At 71.4% G+C, this 21,984-nt stretch carries 16 protein-coding genes; 6 read left to right on the forward strand and 10 right to left on the reverse strand.

What is annotated here, in order from left to right; genetic code table 11:
- The 8 genes from kduD to IFU19_RS00380 all read right to left on the reverse strand — a co-directional run bounded on the left by kduD (position 1) and on the right by IFU19_RS00380 (position 8,736).
- Positions 1-765 (reverse strand): 2-dehydro-3-deoxy-D-gluconate 5-dehydrogenase KduD, encoded by a 765-nt coding sequence (kduD, locus tag IFU19_RS00345; RefSeq protein ID WP_055832921.1) that lies wholly within the window; start codon positions 763-765, stop codon positions 1-3.
- On the reverse strand, positions 762-1,625 hold the full coding sequence (locus tag IFU19_RS00350) for a fumarylacetoacetate hydrolase family protein (protein WP_192012623.1): 864 nt from the start codon (positions 1,623-1,625) through the stop codon (positions 762-764). The genes kduD and IFU19_RS00350 overlap by 4 nt, the downstream gene beginning before the upstream one ends.
- Positions 1,619-2,800: a glycoside hydrolase family 88 protein gene (locus IFU19_RS00355; protein ID WP_192012624.1), complete on the reverse strand. Its 1,182-nt coding sequence runs from the start codon at positions 2,798-2,800 to the stop codon at positions 1,619-1,621. The genes IFU19_RS00350 and IFU19_RS00355 overlap by 7 nt, the downstream gene beginning before the upstream one ends.
- 17 nt (positions 2,801-2,817) lie before the next feature.
- Complete coding sequence (locus tag IFU19_RS00360) at positions 2,818-3,489, reverse strand: ferredoxin-NADPH reductase (protein WP_192012625.1); 672 nt, start codon at positions 3,487-3,489, stop codon at positions 2,818-2,820.
- A 3-nt stretch (positions 3,490-3,492) separates the two neighbouring features.
- Positions 3,493-4,410 carry a carbohydrate ABC transporter permease gene (locus IFU19_RS00365; protein WP_055832913.1) on the reverse strand — a complete coding sequence of 306 codons (918 nt, stop codon included), beginning with the start codon at positions 4,408-4,410 and terminating at the stop codon, positions 3,493-3,495.
- Complete coding sequence (locus IFU19_RS00370) at positions 4,410-5,348, reverse strand: carbohydrate ABC transporter permease (protein ID WP_055832911.1); 939 nt, start codon at positions 5,346-5,348, stop codon at positions 4,410-4,412. The genes IFU19_RS00365 and IFU19_RS00370 overlap by 1 nt, the downstream gene beginning before the upstream one ends.
- A gap of 77 nt (positions 5,349-5,425) precedes the next feature.
- Entirely contained in the window at positions 5,426-6,727 is a 1,302-nt protein-coding gene (locus tag IFU19_RS00375) for an ABC transporter substrate-binding protein (RefSeq protein ID WP_055832910.1), read from the reverse strand.
- Positions 6,724-8,736: a DUF2264 domain-containing protein gene (locus IFU19_RS00380; protein ID WP_342343356.1), complete on the reverse strand. Its 2,013-nt coding sequence runs from the start codon at positions 8,734-8,736 to the stop codon at positions 6,724-6,726. Before IFU19_RS00380 ends, IFU19_RS00375 begins: the two co-directional genes overlap by 4 nt.
- A 153-nt stretch (positions 8,737-8,889) precedes the next feature.
- On the opposite strand from IFU19_RS00380, the gene IFU19_RS00385 reads away from it, so the two are divergent.
- The 3 genes from IFU19_RS00385 to IFU19_RS16760 are packed head-to-tail and all read left to right on the forward strand — an operon-like array spanning position 8,890 to position 13,495.
- Positions 8,890-10,812: a heparinase II/III domain-containing protein gene (locus IFU19_RS00385; protein ID WP_192012627.1), complete on the forward strand. Its 1,923-nt coding sequence runs from the start codon at positions 8,890-8,892 to the stop codon at positions 10,810-10,812.
- On the forward strand, positions 10,809-11,906 hold the full coding sequence (locus IFU19_RS00390; RefSeq protein ID WP_192012628.1) for a substrate-binding domain-containing protein: 1,098 nt from the start codon (positions 10,809-10,811) through the stop codon (positions 11,904-11,906). Before IFU19_RS00385 ends, IFU19_RS00390 begins: the two co-directional genes overlap by 4 nt.
- On the forward strand, positions 11,903-13,495 hold the full coding sequence (locus tag IFU19_RS16760; protein ID WP_192012629.1) for an acyltransferase: 1,593 nt from the start codon (positions 11,903-11,905) through the stop codon (positions 13,493-13,495). Before IFU19_RS00390 ends, IFU19_RS16760 begins: the two co-directional genes overlap by 4 nt.
- Before the next feature lie 97 nt (positions 13,496-13,592).
- Here the strand turns inward: IFU19_RS16760 and IFU19_RS00400 are convergent, their stop codons facing one another.
- Together IFU19_RS00400 and IFU19_RS00405 are read right to left on the reverse strand one after the other, a co-directional pair.
- Positions 13,593-17,159 (reverse strand): glycoside hydrolase, encoded by a 3,567-nt coding sequence (locus IFU19_RS00400; protein ID WP_192012630.1) that lies wholly within the window; start codon positions 17,157-17,159, stop codon positions 13,593-13,595.
- A gap of 301 nt (positions 17,160-17,460) precedes the next feature.
- Positions 17,461-18,504 (reverse strand): LacI family DNA-binding transcriptional regulator, encoded by a 1,044-nt coding sequence (locus IFU19_RS00405; RefSeq protein WP_192012631.1) that lies wholly within the window; start codon positions 18,502-18,504, stop codon positions 17,461-17,463.
- Positions 18,505-18,615: 111 nt separating this feature from the next.
- Between IFU19_RS00405 and IFU19_RS00410 the strand changes: the two genes are divergently transcribed.
- The 3 genes from IFU19_RS00410 to IFU19_RS00420 all read left to right on the forward strand — a co-directional run bounded on the left by IFU19_RS00410 (position 18,616) and on the right by IFU19_RS00420 (position 21,923).
- Positions 18,616-19,539: a carbohydrate ABC transporter permease gene (locus IFU19_RS00410; RefSeq protein ID WP_192012632.1), complete on the forward strand. Its 924-nt coding sequence runs from the start codon at positions 18,616-18,618 to the stop codon at positions 19,537-19,539.
- The gene (locus IFU19_RS00415) at positions 19,536-20,474 is read left to right on the forward strand and encodes a carbohydrate ABC transporter permease (protein ID WP_441004762.1); all 939 of its coding nucleotides are present in this window, start codon (positions 19,536-19,538) and stop codon (positions 20,472-20,474) included. Before IFU19_RS00410 ends, IFU19_RS00415 begins: the two co-directional genes overlap by 4 nt.
- A 90-nt stretch (positions 20,475-20,564) precedes the next feature.
- Positions 20,565-21,923, forward strand: a complete 1,359-nt coding sequence (locus IFU19_RS00420; RefSeq protein ID WP_191925466.1) for an ABC transporter substrate-binding protein — start codon at positions 20,565-20,567, stop codon at positions 21,921-21,923.
- Positions 21,924-21,984 lie beyond the last annotated feature (61 nt).

Here is a 21,984-nt window from a genome sequence, read left to right on the forward strand (position 1 = left end):
TCAGCGCACGAGCCAGCCGCCGTCGACGGGGATCACCGTGCCGGTGACGTAGGCGGCGGCGTCGGAGGCGAGGAACACGAACGCGCCCTGCAGGTCGCCCGGGGTCCCCCAGCGTCCGGCGGGGATGCGCGCGAGGATCGAGGCCTCGCGGTCGGCGTCGGCGCGGATGGGGGCGGTGTTGTCGGTCGCCATGTAGCCCGGGGCGATCGCGTTGACGGTGACCCCCGAGGCCGCCCACTCGTTGGCGAGCGCTTTGGTGAGTCCCGCGACGGCGTGCTTGGAGGCCGCGTAGCCGGGTACGAGGATGCCGCCCTGGAACGACAGCATCGAGGCGACGTTGACGATGCGCCCCCAGCCCTGCGCGATCATGCGACGGCCGGCGGCCTGCGAGAGGTGGAACACGGCGTCGAGGTTGACCGCGAGCACGTCGTCCCAGTCGGCGGCGCCGTGCTCGGCGGCGGGGGCGCGGCGGATGGTGCCGGCGTTGTTGACGAGGATGTCGACGCGGCCGAGGACGTCGGCCGCCTCGTCGATCGCCGCGGCGAGCTCGTCGCGGGTGGCCGAGACGAAGTCGCGGTGCACGGTGTGCACGCGCCGCCCGAGCCCGCGAGCGAGTTCGGCGGTGTGCTCGGCGTCGCCGCGGTCGATGAGCACGAGGTCGGCGCCCGCCTCGGCGAGAGCGAGGGCCGCACCCTGGCCGAGGCCGCGGCTCGAGCCGGTGACGACGGCGACGCGGCCGTCGAGGCGGAAGGTGTCGAGGATCATGCGGGTGCTCCCGAGGGTGAGGTGAAGACGGTGGTCAGCTCGCCGATCCCCGCGACGCGCACGGTCACGGCGTCGCCGGGGGCGAGCGGTCGGTGCGCGGCTTGCGCGGCGGCCAGCTTCTGCGGCGTGCCGGTCGAGACGATGTCGCCGGGCTCGAGGGTCAGCACCTGGCTGAGGTAGTGCACGACGAAGGCGACCGAGAAGATCGTCGTCGCCGTCGACTGCGACACGGTGACCCGGCCGTCGCGCACGACCTCGACGACGAGGTCCTGCGGGTCGATCTCGTCGGCGGTGACCATCCAGGGACCCAGCGGCGCGAACCCGTCGAAGCACTTGCCCAGCGCCCACTGGCTCTGCCGGCGCTGCCACGACCGGTCGGACACGTCATTGAGCAGGGTGTAGCCCGCGACGTACGACAGGGCGTCGTCGAGCGATACCCCGTGCGCCCGTCGGCCGATGACGACGGCGATCTCTCCCTCGTAGTCGACGTCGTCGGCCACGGCGGGGATCACGACGGCATCGGCCGGACCGCCCAGCGTGTTCGCCGTCTTCACGAACACGTCGGGCGTGGCCGGGTCGTCGGCGGTGGGGTCGACCCCGTCGGGCACGTGCCCGCGGTAGTTGTACCCGAGGCACAGCAGCGAGCGCGGCACCACCGGCGCGCGCAGCGCCGAGGGGTCGAGCGGCGGCAGGGTCTCGGCATCCGCGGTGGCGACGAGATCCCGGATGCCGTCGAGCTCGGCGAACAGCTCGGGCAGCGGCCGGGGGCCGAGGTCGAGCAGGCGGTCGCCGGAGCTCGCCGACAGCACGGCGACCGAACGCTCGCCGCCGTCGGCGGCGACCCGCGCGAGCCTCACCACACCGGCCGCCAGTCAGGGCGGGCGGCGCGGGCGAGCGCCTCGAAGTAGAAGTAGTCGCCCCAGAGGGTGCCCTCGTCGACTCCCACGTTCTTGGGCAGGTCGTAGACGCTGTGCAGCAGCACCGTGTCGGCATCGGCGGCCTCGGCCGGGGTGTAGCGGGCGATGAGCGAGGTCAGGATGCGGTCGGCCGCCGCGCGCCACCGTTCGGCGTTCGCGGGATCGGCGGCGGCGAGCTCGTACAGACCGCACACCGCGATCGCCCCCGCGGAGCTGTCGCGGGGGGCCTCGGCGCCGTCGTTGTAGACGAGGTCCCAGTAGGGCACGTCGTCGGCGGGGAGGTGCGCGAGGAAGTACTCCGCGCACGTGCGCGATGCGGCCAGCAGCGAGTCGTCGCCGGTCGCGCGGTGGTTCAGCGCGAAGCCGTAGATGCCCCATGCCTGCCCGCGCGCCCAGCACGAGTCGTCGAACGCCCCCTGCTCGGTCGCCCCGCGCAGGGGCTCGCCCGTCGCGGCATCCCAGTAGAAGGTGTGGAAGGTCGAACCGTCGGGCCGCAGGATGTGTCGACGCAGCTCGGTGGTGTGCCGGGCGACGACCTCGCCGAAGCGGGGATCGCCGGTCTGCTCGCCCGCCCAGGTGAGCAGCGGCATGTTCATGAGGCTGTCGATGATCGTGCGTCCGCGCTGAGCGGGGTCGGCGAGGTTGCCCCACGCCTGGATCACGCCGGCCGACGGCAGGTACCGCGACATGAGGTGCTCGGCCGCCGAGAGCGCGGCGGCGCGGGAGTCTTCTGCGCGCTCGTCGTCGGCGACCAGACGCGTCGGGGCCACGCACGACAGCGTGTACAGGAACCCCAGGTCGTGCGTGTCGAGGTCTTCCTCGTCGCGGACGCGGCGGCCGAAGTCGGCGGCGTGCGCGAGGGCCGCGTCGCGGAAGTCGGCGTCGCCGGTGAGGTCGAAGGCGATCCACTGCATGCCCGGCCAGAAGCTGGTGGTCCACCCGCGGTTGGCGCCCTCGTCGAATCCGGGCACGGCCGGTCGCAGGTCGTACCGGTTGTCCCGGGTGGTGTCGTCGGGGTAGCGCGCGCCGAACGCGGCGATGTTGGCCCGGATCGTGGCCAGCACCTGCGCGATGGCGCGGTCGGTGTCCACCCGCGCGGTGGGAGGGGAGGTCGTCATTCGGGAAATCCTTCTGATCAGACGGCGACGGTGGCGTCGGCCGGAAGCACGGGGCGGAGGGCGAAGCGGGCGTTGGCCCAGACGAGGTACAGCGCGGGCGCGGCGGTGAGACCGAGGGCCAGCGCGGGCGATGTGGTGAACAGCACGGCCTGCCCCGCGAGCACGAGCAGGCTCACCGCGCTGAGGTACCAGCGGCGCACCGCCAGCACCGCGGCGGTCGAGAGCAGCACGCGCAGCGGCGTACCGGGGGCCTCGACGAGGGCGGTCAGCGCCACCGGCGTCGTCGCGAGGGCGAGCAGCGCCACCGTCGCGCAGAGGGGGACGACCACGACGGCCCAGGATGCCGCCGACACGGCGCGCACGTCGACCACGACAATCGCGAGCACCACCGCGACGAGCGCGCCGATGACCAGCGCCTTCGGGGCGCTGGCGCGCCACCCCGCCCAGAAGGTACGGATCACCCGTCCGTCGCCGAGGCCGTGCGCGCGGAAGGCCGTCAGAGCCCCGGCGAGGGCGGGCGCGGCGAGGGGAGCGGCGATCGCCAGCAGGGGCCACGACATCACCGGGTCGGTGGTGAGCAGCAGGAACACCAGGGGCGCGCAGCCGATCAGCAGCAGCAGGTTGACCATGAGCCCGAGGTAGACCGTCGAGAAGATGTTCGCGTAGGTGTCGTGAGTGACGCGGCGCATGGCTCAGCCCTTCATTCCGCTGGTCGCGATGCCCTCGACGAAGTACTTCTGCCCGAAGAGGAACACGATCGCGATCGGCACGACCGACATCGTCAGCCCCGCGAACAGCAGGGCGTAGTTGGCGTCGTACAGCGTGCTGACGAAGCTCTGCAGACCGAGCTGGATGGTCCAGAGGTCGGGGCTGCGCAGGTAGATCAGCGGCCCGAGGTAGTCGTTCCACGTGCCGACGAAGGTCAGCATGGTGAGGCTGGCGATGGCGGGGACCGACAGGGGCACCATGATGCGCGCCCAGATGCCGTACTCGCTGAGGCCGTCGAGACGCGCGGCCTCGGAGAGGTCTTCGGGGATGGTGTCGTAGTACTGCTTCATGAGGAACACCCCGAAGGCGCCGAACGCCTGGATGAGGATGATCGCCCAGAGGGTGTTCGAGACCTTGGCGTTGGAGAGCAGGATGAACTGCGGGATCATGTACGACTGCCACGGCACGGCGATCGTGCCGATGTACACGAGGAACAGCACGTCGCGTCCGGGGAACCGCATGCGCGAGAAGCCGTAGGCGGCGAACGAGCCCGTCAGCACCTGCAGGAAGGTCACGACGACCGCCAGCACGAGGGTGTTGCGGATCCACGTCAGCATGCCGGACTGCGTCCAGATGTCGATGTAGTTGCTCCACACCCACGTCTCGGGGAACCACTTCACGGGAGCGCTGAACACGTCGTTGGGCGTCTTCAGCGAGCTCATGATCATCCAGAAGAACGGCATGAGCAGCGCTGCCGCGGCGAGGATCATCACGGCGTAGCCGACGATGCGCCCCACCCGGCGGACGGGTCGCGCGGAGCCGGCGACCGGTCGGCGACGCGGCGGCTTGGCGCCGGCCGTCACGAGCGTGCGGGTCGCGTCGGGAACGAGGAGGTCGGTCATCAGGCGTCCCGCTTCTTGTTGAGGAAGAACTGCACCAGGGTCACCACGATGCACAGCAGGAAGAGCACGATCGAGGCCGCCGAGGCGTACCCGAACTGGTTCTCCTGGAAGCCCTTCTGGTAGATGAACTGCGAGAGCACGAGCGTGGACTGCCCGGGCCCGCCCTGGGTCATCACGAGGATCAGGTCGAAGATCTTGAACGAGTTGATGGTGAGCATCACGGTGACGAAGAACGTCGTCGGCCGCAGGCACGGGAGGGTGACGTTCACGAAGCGCTGCCAGACGTTGGCGCCGTCGACGCGGGCCGCCTCCTGCAGCTCGCGCGGGATGGTCTGCAGTCCCGCGAGGAAGAGGATCATGTAGTACCCCATGTCTCGCCAGGTGCTGATGATGACGACGGCGGGCATGGCCCACTCCGACGAGGTGAGCCATCCGGGCGGGTTCTGCAGCCCGAAGAAGCGCAGGATCTCGTTGATGGGGCCGTACTCGGGGCTGAACAGCAGGTTCCACACCACGGCGATCGCGACGATCGAGGTGATGTAGGGGAAGAACGCCGCGGTGCGGAAGAACGCGACCCCGCGCAGCTTGTTGTTCAGCAGCAGCGCGAGTCCCAGCGCGACGATCATCGTCAGCGGGATGTGCAGCGCCGCGTAGTAGAGCGTGTTGAACAGGGCGATGCGGAAGCTGCCGTCGCCCAGGAGCCGCTCGAAGTTGGCCAGGCCCACGAACGCCGACGAGCCGAAGACGTTCCAGTTCGTCATCGACATGTAGAACAGCGTCACGACGGGCACGAGCGTCAGGGCGGCGAAGCCGAGGAAGTTGGGGAGGATGAAGCTCCACCCGATGAGGGTGCTGCGCAGCGTCAGACGCGAGCGGCGTCGCTCGCCGTGACGCCCGGTCTTCGGCGCCCGCGGGCGCGTGTCGGCGATGGTCGCCATGGTGTCTCCAGATCTCGAGGGGATCTCAGGGGTGGCCGGCCCGGACGTGGGCGCCGGGCCGGCCACCGGTGGTCGCGTCAGCCGACGCCGACCTCGCTCTTGACGCGGTTCTCGGCGGTCGAGATGGCGTCGTCGATCGACGTCGAACCCGACATCACGGCGGTGTGCAGATCGAGCAGGATGTTCTGCACGGCCGCGGTCTTCGCCGAGGTGGGGTTCTCGGGCTTGGTGTCGTGCGACGACCATGCGAACGACGACAGCTCGTCGGCGGGGGCGCCCTTCACCGCGAAGTACGTCTGGGCGACGGTGTCGCTGGTGAAGGCCGGCGTGATGCCGAGGCCCGCGAGCACCTGCGCGCCCTCTTCACCGGCGGCGAAGGCGAGGAACTTCTTCGCGGCGGCGAGCTTGGTGGCATCCGCCGCCTTGTTCACCGCGAACCCGGTCGGGTCGCCGAAGGTCACCGGCGTCTTCGAGGTACCGGCCGTCGACGAGTCGAACTGCGGGATGGGCGCGAAGCCCCACGAGAAGGCGTCGGCCTCGCCCTTGGCCTGCTGGGCGATGAGCGTGGCCGCGTACCAGGTGCCCATGGGCATCATGGCCGCCTGCTGCTTGCCGAACTCGGCCTGGTAGGTGAGCTTGTTCGCGGTGACGGTGTTGTACTCCACCTGCGCGCCCGCCTGCTGCAGGGCGAGCGAACGCTCGTAGTAGGGCTCGAGGTAGCCGAACTCGCCGTCGAGGATGTTCACGTCGGGGCTCTGCGCGTTGGCGAAGCCCTGCACCGTCGACTGCCAGTTGTGCTGGTAGGTGCCGAGGGCGGCGGAGCCGGCGGCGCCGAGCTGGGTGGTCAGCTCTTCGGCGGCCTTCTCGTAGTCGTCCCAGGTCCACGACCCGTCGGGCTCGGCGACGCCGGCCTGCGTGAAGAGGTCCTTGTTGTAGAAGAGCACCCAGGAGTCCTGGCGGTACGGCACGGCCCAGGTGGAGCCGTCGACGTCGTAGGCGTCGGCGCCGCCGATGCCGTCGGGCAGCGTCACGTCGGAGACGTCGGCGAGCTGACCGCCGGCCTGGTACGTGATGAAGGTCTTGAGGTTCTTCTGCGTCACGATGTCGGGGCCGGTGCCCGCGGCCAGGTCGGCCGTCATGAGGGTGTCGTAGTTGGTGGAGTCGTACTCCTTGACCTCGATCGTGACGTCGGGGTTGTCTTCGTGGAACTTGTCGGCGAGGGCCTGGAACTCCGGTGTGGTGCTGAGGCTCCATCCCGACATCGACAGCGTGACGGGGCCACCCTCGGCGGCGGCGTCCGAGGATCCCCCACTGCAGGCGGTCAGCGACAGGGCGGCGACGATGCCCATCCCGGTCGCGACGACGATCTTGCGCTTCATACGTGCTGCTCCTTTGCGATTGCGTACGGGGCTCCGGTGCGGGCCCGTGAATGCCGGTGCGCCCATCGAGAGGCTCCGGAGTCTGTGAGAGGGGTGCGCGTGCACCGGCCGTCGGGCCAGGTGACGACGGCGACGGGCTCGTCGCCCTCGATCTCGAACGCGGCGTCGCGGGTGTCGGCCGTGGTGTCGCCGCTCAGCGAGACGAGGGCGACGAAGGGCCGGCCGACCTGCGCGTCCCACGTCAGCACCGGCACCACGGCGACCTCGCCGAGCGGGCTGGCGTGGCGGCGCACGATCACGCGCGAGGTGGCGTCGGGGGTGAGGGCCCGGATGCCGGACACCCGGCCCTGCGAACGCACCTCGGCGGCACCCGTGTCGGTGGAGTGCGCGGGGTCGGCGCCCGCGATCGGCCACCCGCCGACGCGCACCCGCAGGGTGTCGAGGTCGATGCCGGGGGCGAGGTCGTCGACCGAGACGATGCGCACCTCCCAGGCGCCGCGCACGAGCGAGCGCACCGTCACCCGGCCGACGTGGTTCACGGAGCCCGTGAGACCGGCACCGTGACGGTGCGCCGTGGGAACGGCATCCACCGTGTGCACGTCCGACGTCGACGCCGCGACTCCCACCCCGTCGACCACGTGCGCCCCCAGGGGCACGAGCGCCGTGCGGTGGGTCGCGCGGCCCGACGCGTCGACCAGGGCGACGGCCTGTTCGAGGGGATCGGTCCAGGCGAGCTCGTCGAGCAGCGGCGCGGTGGCCGTGGAGTAGCCGATGCGGGCGTACAGCGGAGAGTCGGCGCTGCGAGCCCCGGGGCGCGCCTTGTCGGTGCCGTGGTTGATCACGCGCACGATCCCGTCGGCCCGCGTTCCCGAGACGATCCAGCCGGCGGCGGCCACGGCCCGCAGGTCATCGACCTCGGCGACGGGGAGGGGCTCGTCGGGCGCCGTCCACACCGGGTGGTCGGCGGGCAGGGCGATGCCCATCAGACCCTTGACGGCCCAGTACGGCGAGCCGGGACCCGAGTACGACTGGGCGAGGGCGCGCCACTCGCCGTGCCATCCCAGGGTGAGCACGCCGTCGACGCCGGGGGCCCCGTGCGACACGAAGTGGTCGACGATCGTGCCGGCCGCGTGGCGCAGACGCCCCGCGCCGGTCGAGGGGACCTCGGCGATCACACCGGCCCAGAAGGGGGCGGCGGCGGCGAACCGGTAGATGAGGCTGCGTCCCTGCAGCAGCGGCGAGCCGTCGGCGCCGACCAGCCGAACGGCGTCGACGAGGAAGCGGTCCAGGAGCGCCACGTCGGCCGCGGCGCGGTCGCCCGCGAGGGCCTCGGCGCCGGTCATGCGCGGCCACAGCACGGGGTACACGTGCAGCGCCCACCCCACATAGTGGTCGTACGCGCGTTCTTCCCCGTCGGACATCCACCCGTGGGCGCGGGCGAACGAGTCGTGCCGGGCCAGGTCGGCGGCGATGTCGGACGCCGACCAGGGGCCGCCGACCGAGCGCAGGAAGGTCTCGACCACGATGCGGAACCACACCCAGTTGGTCTGCGGGTAGGTCTCGTCTCCGACGACGGGGGCGAGGTAGGCGATGACCCGCTCGCGGGTGCGCGCGTCGAGGGAGTCCCAGATCCAGTCGCGCGTGAGGTCGAGGGCGAGGGCGAGCGATGCCGCCTCGACCTTGGCCTGCGCGTGCTCGTCCATGCGCACCCAGCGGTCGGGGGCCTCGGGGTCGACGCCGGTGCGCACGCCGGCGGTGAAGAAGGCGATGAGGTCGTCGACACCCTGCCCGCCCGCGCCGGCGATGCGGAACCCGGCGAGGAGGAAGACGCGGGCGAACCCCTCGAGGCCGTCGACGGCGGCGCCGTATCCGCCCTCTTCGCCGGGGAAGACGATGCGTCCGCGACCGGGGCTCGCGTGGCGCTGCGCGGCGGTGAGCAGCGCATCGGCGACGGCGAGCCAGTCGCTGCGCTGTCCGCCGGCGAGGCGGGGAAGGGCGGAAGTCGCCACGGGTTCTCCTTCGAAGACCGTCCGTTCACCGACACGGGAGTGATGAACGTTGGCGAGCGTATCAATCAAAAAACAACACCACAACATCTTTTCTGAATCTTCATGATCGTTTATGATCGTTTGTAGCGGGACCATCCCGTTCGAAGGAGACCGATGCCGTTCCCCACCGCCGCCTTCCGCGGGCCGCTCGCGACGCTCGTCGAGGGCATCACGCTCCGAGCGCCCGCCCAGGCCCTGCCCGTGCCCCCGGCATCCGACCGTGCCGTGTGGGACCCGCGGGCGGGATCGGCCGATCGCATCGGCATCGACGACCTCGTCGCCCGCGCCGGCGGCGAGCGCGCGACGCCCTGGCCGCAGCCCCGGGCGAGCGACGCGGCCCGGGTGCACCGCGACGGCGACCGCACCGCCTGGGAGGACGCGGCCTTCGAGAGGCAGCGCCGCCTCAGCCGCGCCGCGGTCGCCGCCGCCTCCACCCTCGACGAGATGTGGATCGACGAGGTCGTCGACGGCGTCGTGCTGCTGTGCGAGCAGAGCTCGTGGTGCTGGCCCGCCCACGACGAGACCCGGAGCGTGCACGGCTCGGTGCTGGCCACCGTGACCGATCCCTTCGTCGACCTCGGCGCGGGTGAGGTCGTCGCGCAGCTCGCCTGGATCGACCACCTGCTCGGCGATCAGCTCGACGCCCGCGCCCCCGGGCTCCGCGCGCGCATCCGCCACGAAGCCCGCACGCGCGTGTTCGCGCCGTTCCAGCGGCGCCGCGACTGGCACTGGATCGGCCTCGACGGCGACGTGCACAACTGGAACCCCTGGATCCACGGCAACGTCATCGTCGCCGCCCTGCGCCTGCTCGACCGGCCCGATGAGGCCGTCGAGCGCGACCGGATCGTCGCCCTGGCCGTCGAGGGTCTCGACCGCTACGTCGCCGTCCTCCCCGCCGACGGGGCCATCGACGAGGGATACGCCTACTGGTGGAACGGGGCCGCGCGCGCCCTCGAGGCGCTCGACGTCCTCGCGCACGCCACCGACGGCGCGGTCGACACCACCGCGGTGACGGCCCTGCGCGAAACCGTCGCCTTCCCCGACCGCTCGCACCTCGGCGGCGACTGGTTCGTCAACCACGCCGACGGGCAGGCCCGACCCCCCGCCGACCAGCCGTGGCACGCGTTGCACCGCGCCGCCCGGCGCCACGGCGACACGGCGGCCGCAGACCTCGCCGCCTCGCACCGCCGTCCGGGCACCCCCGCCGCCACCGAGCGCGAGGGCCTGGGCCGGCTGCTGCGCGGGCTGACCGATCCCGCCTGGGTATTGGCATCCCCCGCCCCGCCCCCGCTCCCCCGCGACGTCTGGCTGCCCTCGACGCAGGTGTTCCTCGCCCGTGAGCGCGCCGGATCGAGCGACGGGCTGACCCTGGTCGCGAAGGGCGGGCACAACGGCGAGCACCACAACCACAACGACGTGGGCGCCGTCGTCGTCGCCGTCGACGGGGTGCCCGTCCTGGTCGACGCCGGGCGCCCGACCTACACCGCCGCCACGTTCGGCCCCGACCGCTACGACATCTGGACGATGCAGAGCGCGTGGCACAACGTGCCCGTCGTGCGCGGCGTCACCCAGCCGGCGGGGGCCGATGCCGTCGCCCGCGACGCGCACGCGGAGGCGACCGACGACCTCGCCGTCTTCCTCGTCGACCTGGCCGACGCCTATCCCGACGCGGGGCTCGCGTCGTGGCGGCGCCGCGCGGCGCTGGACCGCACCCGCGGACGCATCGAGATCGACGACGCCTGGCGCTTCGCCGACGACGCTCCCACCGCCGACGACACGCGCGTGCATCTGCTCGTCGCGGGCGAGGTGACCCTCGAGCGCGGGGGCGCCCGCGTCGTCCCGATCGAGGGGGCTCGTGCGGTGCGTCTGCGCTGGCCGAGCGACATCGAGGCGACGGCGGAGGTGCGGGAGCTCGACGATCCGCTGCTCACCGAGGTGTGGGGCGAGCGGCTGACCCGCCTCGCCCTTCCCCTGGCGTCGCGCACTCACGCGCAGCTCACGGTAGAACTGGACACACCGACCGAGGATCTTCGATGACCGACACCACCCCGCACCAGCCGCTCGCCGCGGAGCGCCGCGCCCACATCCTGAGCGCCCTGCACAACGACGGTGCCGTGCGCATCTCGCAGCTCACCGACGACCTGGGCGTCGCCACGGTGACGCTGCGGCGCGACCTGGCCCAGCTCGAGAAAGAGGGGGTGCTGCGCCGGGTGCACGGCGGCGCGGTCGCCGGGACGAATACCCCGGCACCCGCCACCCGCGACGACGAGACGCAGACCGGATCGATCGCCGTGCTCGTTCCGTCGCTCGCCTACTACTGGCCGGGTGTCGTGCGGGGCATGGAGACGGCCGGTCGGCGCCTGGGCTACAAGATGCTCCTGCGCGGCGCCTCGTACGAGCTGCAGGACGAGCGGCCCGTGCTGGAACGTCTCGTCGCCAACGGCGACGTGCGCGGACTCGTCGTCGCACCCAACACCGACACGGCGCACGCCGCCGACGTCATGAGCTGGCTCTCCGACTGCCCGGTGCCGAGCGTGCTGGTCGAACGCGATGCCGTTCCGGGAGCGGGCGGCATCCCGAGGGAGTCGGTGACGACCGACCACGCGCTCGGCGCCCTGCTCGCCGCCCGTCACCTCGCCACCCTCGGGCACCGCAAGGTGGGGCTGATCCTCTCGCGGCACTCGCCCACCTCGCGAAAGATCGCCGGCGGGTGGCAGACCGCCTGCGAGGAGCTCGCCCTCACCCCCGCCGACCACTTCGAGCAGACCCTGCCCGACCGGACGAGCCCCGACTTCTCCGACGTGGTCAACGCCACGCTGGACTCGGCCCTGGCCACCGGCGTCACGGCCCTGCTCGTGCACTCCGACCCCGAGGCGATGGCCTTCGTCGATCTGGCGCTGACGCGCGGCATCTCGGTGCCCGACGACCTGTCGATCATCGCGTACGACGACGAGGTCGCCCAGCTCTTCACCCCGGCGCTCACCGCCGTCAGCCCGCCGCGCGCGAGCGTCGGCGAGGCGGCGGTCGAGCTGCTGGCCCGGCGCATCGCCGAGCCCGATCGCCCCGTGCATCGCGTGCAGCTCAGCCCGCGCCTGAACGTGCGTGCCTCCACGGCGGCCCCCCGGTCATGACCGCGCCGTCGTCGTACGACTTCTCGCCGTGGACCTTCGACGGCGACGCCGCGCCCGAGGACCGGGATCGACAGCGGGCGCACCTCGCGGCCCTACGCGCCACGCATCCCGACTGGCGGATCGGAGCCGACGTCTTCGTCTCGGAGCACGCCGGAGTCGATCCCGACGCCTTCTCGATCGGCGACCGCTCGTACGTCGCGCTCGGCGCCTACCTCACCGGCTCGGTCCGCATCGGCGCCGACTGCTCGATCAACCCGTACACGGTCGTGCGCGGCGACGTGCAGCTGGGCGACGCGGTCCGCGTGGGGGCGCACACGTCGATCATCGGCTTCAACCACTCGTTCGAACCGGGCATCGAGGTCTTCCGCCAGCCGCTGACGTCGCGCGGCGTGCGGATCGGGTCGGACGTCTGGATCGGATCGCACGTGATCGTGCTCGACGGCGTGACGGTCGGCGATCACGCCGTGCTCGCGGCGGGAGCCGTGGTCACCAAAGACGTCGCCGCCGGCGCGATCGTCGGGGGCAACCCGGCCCGAGTGCTGCGGTGGCGCGTGGCTCCGACCGCGGTCGCCGATCCGCGCCGCGACGACCTCGCGCGCTTCGCCGACGTGGCACGCGCCGAACTGTCGTCGGTGCTCGAGCGGGGAGCCGTCGACGGCGGGTTCCGCGATCGCCCCGACGCGCCCGCGTCGCTGCGGGCGACCTGCGACGCGATCGAGCTCTCGGCCCTGCTGCACGGCGGCCCTCCCGCGGGTGCCGACCGCGCCGACTGGATCGACGTGCTCGGGGCGCAGCAACGCGCCGACACCGGGCTGATGACCGACGCGGCGTCGCTGTGGGACGACCCCGACGCGGCGTACGGCGTGCTGAGCGGGGGCTACGCCCTCGACCTGCTGGGCGGGCGCTTCGCCCACCCCCTGGCCGACGTCGTCGCGGCCGACGCCGCCGGTCTCGTCGCGCGCCTCGATGCCCTGCCGTGGGGAGACGACCCCTGGCGCGCCGGTCATCACGTCGACGCGATCGGCACCGCGCTGCACTGGAGTCTGCGCCGGGCGGATGCCGTTCCCCCGGCGTTCGCCGAGACCCTGTTCGGGTGGCTGTCGCTGCGCGCCGACGCCCGCACCGGAATGTGGGGCCGACCGGGCGCCGACGGCGACCTGCGCCTGCTGGTCAACGGCTTCTACCGCGCCGCGCGCGGCACCGTGGCGCAGTTCGGCGTCGACGTCGCCCACCCCGAAGCGGTCGTCGACACGGTGCTGCGTCACGCGCGCAACGACCGCTGGATGCGGCCCGAGCGCCGAGACGCGTGCACGGTGCTCGACATCGCCCATCCCCTGTGGCTCACACGGGCGAGCGGATACCGCACCGACGAGGTGCGCACCCTGGCCGCCGACCTGCTGCGCCACGCGCTGAGCGGCTGGCGAGCGGGAGCCGGGATGGCCTTCCGCCTCGACGGCGACGATCCGGGGATGCAGGGCACCGAGATGTGGCTCGCCATCGTCTGGTACCTCGCCGACCTCCTGGAGTGCTCCGACGCCCTGGGCTACCGCCCGCGCGGCATCCACCGCCCCGAGCCCGCACCCCGCTGACCCGCGGGTTCGCGCTCCCGCGGGTTCGCGTGCGGCGCCAGAAATCGGCCCGGAACACTCCGGAAGCGACGATTCCTGGCGCCTCACGCACCCGGACTCAGGCCCAGGACCGGCGGCGGGCCACCCGCACGCCCGCGCCGAGGGCGACCAGCAGCAGCGCCGCGGCGGACAGGGCCGTCATCCCCGCGGTGTCCTGACCGGTGGATGCCAGATCCCCGCCGTCGGGGTTCTGCCCCTGACCCGCGTCGCCACCGCCCGGCTGATCGGGAGCGCTCGGCTGACCCGGAGCGCCGGGATCCCCGGGCTCTGCCGGCTCGCCCGGTGTCCCCGGCTCACCCGGCGTGCCCGGCTCACCGGGGGTGCCCGGCTCGGCCAGGGTCACGGTGACCGTGGTGGTGCGCACCGTGCCGTCGGGGGCGGTGACCCGCACGGTGCCGACGCCCGCGGCATCCCGGGGCTGCGTGATCTCGACGACCGCGTCCTCGTCGACGGCGAGCGCGAACAGCGACGGCAGCGCGTCGCCCTCGACCGTCGAGGAGTACTCCGTGACCGCGGGGTCGAAGCCGGGCACCGGCTCGTCGCCCACCGTCAGGCGCGCCAGGTCGGCGAGGCCGGCGGGCGCGGGGGCGTCGGCGAGGATCTCGACCTCCGACACGATCATGTGCTCGTTCTCGCGCGCCTCGAGCACGACCCGCACCTCATCGGCGCGGGCACCCTCGACGGGCACCTCGACCCTCGGAGCACCGGCCTCGGGCACCGGCACGGCGACCGGCTCGCCCTCGACCCATGCGCCGCCGTCGATGCGGTGGTCGACGCGCACGGTGTCGGCCCAACTCGGGCCGCCGTCCCGATAGAACTGCACGGTGACCCCGCGCAGGGTCTCGTCGGCGGCGAGCGCGTAGCCGAGCGTGTCGCGGGGGTTCTTGGCATCCGATCGCCAGTTCGACCAGCCCTTGTCGGACGGGTCGCCGTTGATGGTGCGCTCGACCCCGTAGCCGGTCTCGGTGTAGGTGGCCGAGGGGGTGCTGTCGGGTGCGACGTTGCGGTCGACGGCGGCCGTGACGATGACCGTCAGACGGGCGTCGAGCCCGTCGTCGGTCGCACCGGCGACGTCCACCGTGCCGGGCTCGGCGAAGGCGCCGTCGTCGAGGTCGCCCCAGGCCCATTCGACCGGAACGGGGTATCCCTCGCCCGAGGGGCGGATCTCGGCGAGCACCGTGTCGTCGGCCTGCGCCTGCACGGCGGCCGGGGCGCTGCCCGCGACGACCGTCACCGAGCGGGGACGGGTGGCGGTGAACGCCCCCACCTCGACCTCGGCGCGGGCCTCGACGGTGGCACCGAACACCTCGGTGGCCGTTCCGGGCACCGTCACGGTGCCGGCAGACCCGAAATCGAGCCCGTCGGTGTTCCAGGTGACGGCGGCCGTGCGCCCCACTCCCCCGGCGTAGCGGACCGTGACGGTCTCAGGCAGGACGGGAGCCGTGCCCACCGGGGTCGCCACCGAGACCGGGTCGCTGGCGACGGCGGTGGTGCTCACGAGACGCCAGGTCTGGTTGCCGGCGCCGTTCGAGGTCCACAGCCCCACGCCGGCGCCCGGCTCGCGGCTCTCGCCGCCCACGTCGAGCACGCGCTCGGCCGCGACGTTGAGCACCGAGTACGTCGAGCCGTCGAGGGTCGAGCCCATCCACTGCGTCGCCGGGTCGGCCGCCGCGATGGCGGGGTCGGTGTCGACGAGGGCGGTCGCCCCGTCGCGCGAACCGAGGAACAGCCCGTCGCCGTTCTCGAGGGTGAAGCGGTGGCGGTTCGTCCCGGCGCCGTCGACGGTGCGCACAGTCCAACCCTGCGCCCTCGCGGCCTCGGGGGTCGCGGCATCCTCGTCGATCGTGAGGGCCGATCCGCCCTGCAGGGCGAGTCCGCTCTGCACGCCGACGAGCTGCACGCGGTCTTGGTCGCGGAACGCCGGAGCGTCGGCGGCCACACCCGAGACGCCGTCGACCTCGAACGTGACGACCGACTTCGCCGGCACGGTGAGGGTCGCGATCCCGGATGCCGCGTCCACGGCCACGGCGTCACCGGCGCGGAGCGCGTTGACGGTGGGCTCGTCAGCGGTCGACTGGGTCGTGACGATCGGGGTGACCGTCGCGCCCGCGGCGATCTCGCCGAAGCCGCGGAGGTCGAGTTCGACGACCTGGTCGGTGTCGTCGGCGTTGACGTGGACGATCGACGCGCCCTGTCCGTCGGCGTCGATGGCCGCGGTCGAGTTCGTGTCGTCGGTGGCCATGAGCCGGTCGCCGGGCTGGATGTAGTGCGTGAAGTTGCGCACGGTGTTGAATTTCTCGTTCGTGAGCACCTGGCAGCTCGGGTCGGCGTCGCCGTCCGCGATGCGACGCTCCGAGAGGCCCTCGGCGTTGCAGTCGAAGTCGATGAAGACGCTGCCCCAGTTGAGCTTCTCGACCTTCTCCATGTTGTAGAGGTCTTCGACCGGCTGCCAGAACACCCACGCCTCGGGCTCGAGCTCGCGCAGGTCGCCCACGATGTGCGAGGCCATGCCGAGCCCGTTCTCGATGTCGTCGGTGACGAAGCCGCGGTCGGTGTCGGTCCAGTTGCCCTCGACCTCGCTCATCCACAGCGGCTTGTCGGAGGCCTTGGCGATGTCGCGGACGACGGGTCGCCCGCCCGTGCCGTAGGTGTGCACGTTCAGCTGGTCGACGGCATCTTTCGACGCCTCGGACCAGGTGTTCCAGTTGGTGGCGAAGATGCCCGGGTTGGTCTCGTCCATCGCCGAGATCACGGCATCCGTGGTGGTCGATCCGGCGGCGAGGCGCTCGGCGAGCGCGCCGATCATCTCGTCCTGACGCTCGGGGCCGATGTGCGCGCCCTCCTGGCGACCGCCCGTGGGCCAGGTCGCGCCCTCGGGGATCTGCGTCTGCCAGTAGTTCGTGTTCGGCTCGTTGAAGGGGTCGATGGTGTCGAAGCGGATGCCGTGGGCTCTCTCGAGCTCGTCGACGACGGTGACCATGTACCCGGCGAAGGCATCCATGTCGGCGGGGGCGAGCTGCTCGCTCGTGGCGTCGTTGATCCCGCCCGAGACGAAGCCGCTGTCGGTGAGGAAGTACGGAGGGGAGTTGCTGAAGGCCTCCCAGTGGGTGACCTTGTCCTTCAGGGCGTCGAGCCACCAGCGCTGGGCCGAGTCGGCCGAGAAGTCGTAGTGGGTCGGGTCGTCGGGGTTCCACGCCTGTCGGTAGCGGTCGCGGTCGGCGTAGGTCGAGGTGATCTCGCCCTCGGCGTCGGTCGCGGGCAGCTCGGGGTTCCAGAAGCCGGGCACCGCACCGCCCGGGCGCAGGTAGGGCGGCACGTCGGAGGCGTTGCCACCGCCGACGTTGTAGCGGGCGATGTTGAGGTTCAGCCCCTCGTCGCCGAAGACGGCGTCGAAGAGCTTCTGCCGCACTTCTGCGGGGTAGTTGCCGGTGGCGTTGGCGAACCACACCAGGCTGGTTCCCCACCCCTCGAAGGCCTCGGTGGCCGACGCGGGATTCGGGGTGATGCGCACGGCCGCGGGGGCGTCGGCCGCGCGCGCGGGGGGCGGCGCGGCGGCCGACCCGACGGTCAGGGCGCCGGCGACCAGGGCCGCGGCGCAGGTGAAGGACAGGACACGAGACGTCATCGTCGGTTCCGTTCCGGCCGCTCCGATGCGGCCTGTGGGGGGATGTTGACGTCAACATGTTGACGTCAACACCGAGCCTAGGCGAGCTTCCCCGTCGGTCGCAACGGTCGATGCGGCTATTCCAGACACCGCCGCCCCTGGCGCTGCGGCCCGCGAGGCGAACCTCGTCCCACTTTTGGCCGCCGAGAGCCGCCTCAGACGGCCAGAATCGGGACACGGTCCGCACAGAGTGGGACGGGGTCCGTTCAACCGGCGGGGGCGGTCCGCACGCAGCCCGAGGCGGGGCAGGGGGGAGCGAGCCCTAACGCGGACCCGAGCTCGCGCGCACCACGAGCGACGTCGGCACGAGCGTGCGGGCGTGCTCTCCCCCGCTGCCCTCGATATCGGCGATCAACGCGCTCATCGCCTCTTCGCCGACGCGCTCGAAGCGCTGGCGCACGGTGGTGAGCGGAGGCCAGAAGTTAGCCGCCTCGGGCATGTCGTCGAAGCCGACGACACTGACGTCGCCCGGCACGTCGCGGCCGGCCTCGTGCAGGGCGCGGATCACGCCGAGCGCCATCTGATCGTTCGCGGCGAACACCGCCGTGACGGCGGTGTCGTGCGCGAGGGCGGCGCCGATGCGATGCCCCGAGTCGGCGGTCCAGTCACCGATCTGCACCGCGGGCACGTGGCATCCGCGGTCCTCGAGGGCGGCGTGCCACGCGTGACGGCGACGCTCGGCGGCGAAGGACTCCGGCGGCCCCGAGACGTGCCAGACGGTCGCGTGACCGAGGTCGAGCAGATGCTCGGTGGCCAGACGGGCGCCCTGCGCCTGGTCGTTGTCGACGACCGCGTACGGGTAGTCGGCGCTCGAGTCGACCACCACCACGGGCAGCCCGGTGGGCAGCGACAACTCGTTCTCGCCGAGGCGGTGGGTCTCGATCAGGATCACCACGCCGTCGACGGCGTGTTCGCGCAGACGCGAGAACGCCCCCGACACGTCGGACTGCGAGGCCGAGTGCACGGTGATGAGGGTGATGGAGTACCCGGATGCCGCGGCCATCGACGCGAGCGCGTCGAGTGTGCGCGTGTTGCCATAGGAGCTCAGCGAGAACATGATCACGCCGATGCTGCGGAACCGGCCCGATCGCAGCGCTCGCGCCGCACTGTTGGGGCGGTAGCCGAGCGACGCCATGGCGTCGAGGACGCGCTGGCGCGTGTCGGGATCGACGTTGGTGCGGCCGTTGGCCACGCGCGAGACCGTCTGGCCCGACACCCCGGCGGCGGCGGCCACATCGGCCATCGACACCTCGCGTCGGCGCTCTCGCGCCGGTGTCGCGGTCGACGCCGTCGTCGTCTCGCTCATGCCTGCCCCCTCGGGATGTTGACGTTGACACCTTAGCGGGGGTCGAGTTATGTTTACGTCAACATTCCGACCGCCCGGCCCGAATGCGCATCAACGAAGAGGCACTGGACGATGACGACCACCGCGGCACCCCCGCCCGCGCTGCGCACCCCGCGGCGCAAACGGCGCACCCGAATCGACGACCGCGGCTGGCTGTTCGTCGCCCCCTTCGCCGTGGTGTTCGCGCTCGTGTTCCTCGCGCCCCTGGCGTACTCGATCTACCTCAGCCTGTTCCGCGACCAGTTGGTCGGCGGCAACGCGTTCGTCGGCTTCGAGAACTACGTCACCGCTCTCGGCGACGAGAAGTTCTGGGACGGTCTGGGCCGGGTCTCGATCTTCCTCGTCGTGCAGGTGCCGATCATGCTCCTGCTGGCCCTGGCCGCCGCCCTCGCGATCGACAGTGCGCGCCTGCACGCCGCCGGCTTCTACCGCATGGTGATCTTCCTGCCCTACGCGGTGCCCGCCGTCGTGGCCGTGCTCATGTGGGGCTACATCTACGGCGACCAGTTCGGCCTGACCCGCAACCTCAACGATCTGCTCGGCGGGAACGTGGTCCAGCCGTTCCTCCCCGAATGGATGCTGCTGTCGATCGGCAACATCGTGACCTGGCAGTTCGTGGGCTACAACATGCTCATCTTCTACTCGTCACTCAAGACCATTCCGGGCGAGCTGTACGAGGCGGCCTCGATCGACGGCGCGGGCGCCTGGCGCACGATCTTCTCGATCAAGATCCCGGCGGTCCGCGGTGCCGTGGTCATCGCCACGATCTTCTCGATCATCGGCAGCTTCCAGCTCTTCAACGAACCGAACATCCTCAAGCCGCTGGCCCCGAACACGATCTCGACGTTCTTCACGCCGAACATGTACGCCTACAACCTCTCGTTCGCCGGCCAGCAGTACAACTACGCGGCCACGATCGCCATCATCATGGGCGTCATCACCGCCGTCATCGCCTACGTCGTGCAGTTGCGCGGCTCACGTCAGGAGGCGCGATGACCACCGCGACCGCACCCCGCACCGACACCGTCTCGGTGACCACCCCGCGTGCCGGCGGCAGCCGCCGCCGCTTCGCCCGCACCTCGCCCACTCAGGGCAAGAAGTCGATCGTGCTGGGCATCGTCATGGGCCTGTACCTGCTGTACACGCTCGTGCCGCTGGCGTGGCTGGTCATCAACGCCACCAAGACCCAGCCCGATCTGTTCACGACCTTCGGGCTCGGCCCCGGTAACAGCTTCGCGCTCTTCGACAACATCGCGCAGACCCTCACCTACCGCGACGGCATCTTCCTGCGGTGGCTCGGCAACACGCTGCTCTACGTCGCGGTCGGCGCCGGTGGGGCGACGCTGCTGGCCACGCTCGCCGGCTACGGCCTGGCGAAGTACAACTTCCGCGGACGCAAGGCCGTGTTCGCCGTCGTGCTCGGCGCGATCGCGGTGCCCGGCACGGCGTTGGCGGTGCCCACCTTCCTGCTGTTCAGCCAGCTGGGCATCACGAACACCCCGTGGGCGATCATCATCCCCTCGCTCATCAGCCCGTTCGGCCTGTACCTCATCTGGGTCTACGCGACCGACGCCATCCCCACCGAGCTGCTCGAGGCCGCCCGCATGGACGGCGCGGGCGAGTTCCGCACGTTCTTCACGATCTCGATCCGTCTGCTCACCCCCGGCATCGTCACGGTGCTGCTGTTCGCGGTGGTGGCGACGTGGAACAACTACTTCCTGCCCCTGATCATGCTGAGCGACCCGCAGTGGTACCCGCTCACGGTGGGCTTGAACCAGTGGAACGCGCAGGCCACCGGCGTCGGCGCGCAGCCCATCTACAACCTCGTGATCACCGGAGCGCTGCTGTCGATCATCCCGATCGTGGCCGCCTTCCTGCTGCTGCAGCGCTTCTGGCAGTCGGGCCTGAGCGCCGGCAGCGTCAAGCAATGACCCCCTGACTCCCCCTGAACGCGAGTGCCCCTCTCGGGGCACCGCGTCTGCACCCGCACCACATCCACAACAAAGAAGTAGAGGAATCCGATGACATTCATGCGTTCTGGCACCGCCCGGCGGGCCGTCTTCGCCGTCGCCGCCACCGCCCTGACGGTGGGCGCGCTCACCGCCTGCTCGGGTGGCAACGCCGGTGGCGGCGCCGCCGCCGGCACCGCCGACGACATCGAGAAGGCCCTCGAGGCCGGCGGCGAGCTCACGTACTGGTCGTGGACCCCCTCGGCCGAGGCGCAGGTCGCCGCCTTCGAGGCCAAGTACCCCAACGTGAAGGTGAACTACGTCAACGCGGGCACCAACACCGAGGAGTACACCAAGCTCCAGAACGCGATCAAGGCCGGCTCGGGCGCCCCCGACGTCGTGCAGATCGAGTACTACGCCTTCCCCCAGTTCGCGCTCTCGGACTCGCTCGTCGACCTGTCGTCGTACGGCTTCGCCGACCTGAAGGACGACTACAGCACCGGTACCTGGGGCTCCGTCGACTTCGACGGCAAGATCTACGGCCTCCCGCAGGACTCGGGCCCCATGGCCCTGTTCTACAACAAAGAGGTCTTCGATCAGTTCGGCATCGCCGTGCCCACCACCTGGGACGAGTACTACGCCGCAGCGCAGAAGCTGAACGCCGCCGACCCCACCAAGTTCATCACCGCCGACACCGGCGACTCGGGCTTCACCACGAGCATGATCTGGCAGGCCGGGGGCACTCCCTTCACGACCTCCGGCGACGCCGGCACCGACGTCGCGATCGACCTGCAGGACGACGGCTCGAAGAAGTTCGCCGACAACTGGAACCGCCTCATCGAGGGCGGCCTCATCTCGGACACCCCCAGCTGGAGCGACGAGTGGTTCAAGGGCCTCGGTGACGGCTCGATCGCCTCGCTCGTGATCGGCGCCTGGATGCCGGGTGTGCTGGAGTCCTCGGTCGCCGACGGCGCGGGCAAGTGGGCCGTGGCCCCGATCCCGACCTACGACGGCACGGCCGTGACGTCGGAGAACGGCGGCGGTGGCCAGGCCGTCACGAAGCAGAGCAAGAACCCCGCTCTGGCAGCCGGCTTCCTCAAGTGGCTGAACAACGACGAGGAGAGCCTGCAGATCTTCGCCGAGTCGGGCGGATTCCCCTCGACCACCGCGCAGCTGAGCGACCCCGCCTTCGTCGACAAGGAGTCGGAGTACTTCGGTGGGCAGCAGATCAACCAGGTGCTCACGCAGGCCTCGAGCGAGGTGCGCGAGGGCTGGAGCTACCTGCCGTTCCAGGTGTACGCCAACAGCATCTACGGCGACACCGTGGGCCAGGCCTACGCCAACAAGAGCGACCTGAACGCCGGCCTCACCGCCTGGCAGGACCAGCTCGTGCAGTACGGCAACGACCAGGGCTTCTCGGTCAACAAGTAAGCAGTTCCCGGGGGCGGGTCGCATCGTTCGCATGCGGCCCGCCCCACCCGTTCCCCCGCCT

Origin of the sequence: Microbacterium sp. CFBP 8794, assembly GCF_014841235.1 — a bacterium.
Lineage (GTDB): Bacteria > Actinomycetota > Actinomycetes > Actinomycetales > Microbacteriaceae > Microbacterium.

Excerpts from the sequence above, each read along its gene's own strand:
- kduD (WP_055832921.1), bottom strand. The coding sequence starts at position 765 with ATGATCCTCGACACCTTCCGCCTCGACGGCCGCGTCGCCGTCGTCACC.
- IFU19_RS00355 (WP_192012624.1), bottom strand. The coding sequence starts at position 2,800 with ATGACGACCTCCCCTCCCACCGCGCGGGTGGACACCGACCGCGCCATC.
- IFU19_RS00360 (WP_192012625.1), bottom strand. The coding sequence starts at position 3,489 with ATGCGCCGCGTCACTCACGACACCTACGCGAACATCTTCTCGACGGTC.
- IFU19_RS00365 (WP_055832913.1), bottom strand. The coding sequence starts at position 4,410 with ATGACCGACCTCCTCGTTCCCGACGCGACCCGCACGCTCGTGACGGCC.
- IFU19_RS00370 (WP_055832911.1), bottom strand. The coding sequence starts at position 5,348 with ATGGCGACCATCGCCGACACGCGCCCGCGGGCGCCGAAGACCGGGCGT.
- IFU19_RS00375 (WP_055832910.1), bottom strand. The coding sequence starts at position 6,727 with ATGAAGCGCAAGATCGTCGTCGCGACCGGGATGGGCATCGTCGCCGCC.
- IFU19_RS00385 (WP_192012627.1), top strand. The coding sequence starts at position 8,890 with ATGCCGTTCCCCACCGCCGCCTTCCGCGGGCCGCTCGCGACGCTCGTC.
- IFU19_RS00390 (WP_192012628.1), top strand. The coding sequence starts at position 10,809 with ATGACCGACACCACCCCGCACCAGCCGCTCGCCGCGGAGCGCCGCGCC.
- IFU19_RS16760 (WP_192012629.1), top strand. The coding sequence starts at position 11,903 with ATGACCGCGCCGTCGTCGTACGACTTCTCGCCGTGGACCTTCGACGGC.
- IFU19_RS00400 (WP_192012630.1), bottom strand. The coding sequence starts at position 17,159 with ATGACGTCTCGTGTCCTGTCCTTCACCTGCGCCGCGGCCCTGGTCGCC.
- IFU19_RS00405 (WP_192012631.1), bottom strand. The coding sequence starts at position 18,504 with ATGAGCGAGACGACGACGGCGTCGACCGCGACACCGGCGCGAGAGCGC.
- IFU19_RS00410 (WP_192012632.1), top strand. The coding sequence starts at position 18,616 with ATGACGACCACCGCGGCACCCCCGCCCGCGCTGCGCACCCCGCGGCGC.
- IFU19_RS00415 (WP_441004762.1), top strand. The coding sequence starts at position 19,536 with ATGACCACCGCGACCGCACCCCGCACCGACACCGTCTCGGTGACCACC.
- IFU19_RS00420 (WP_191925466.1), top strand. The coding sequence starts at position 20,565 with ATGACATTCATGCGTTCTGGCACCGCCCGGCGGGCCGTCTTCGCCGTC.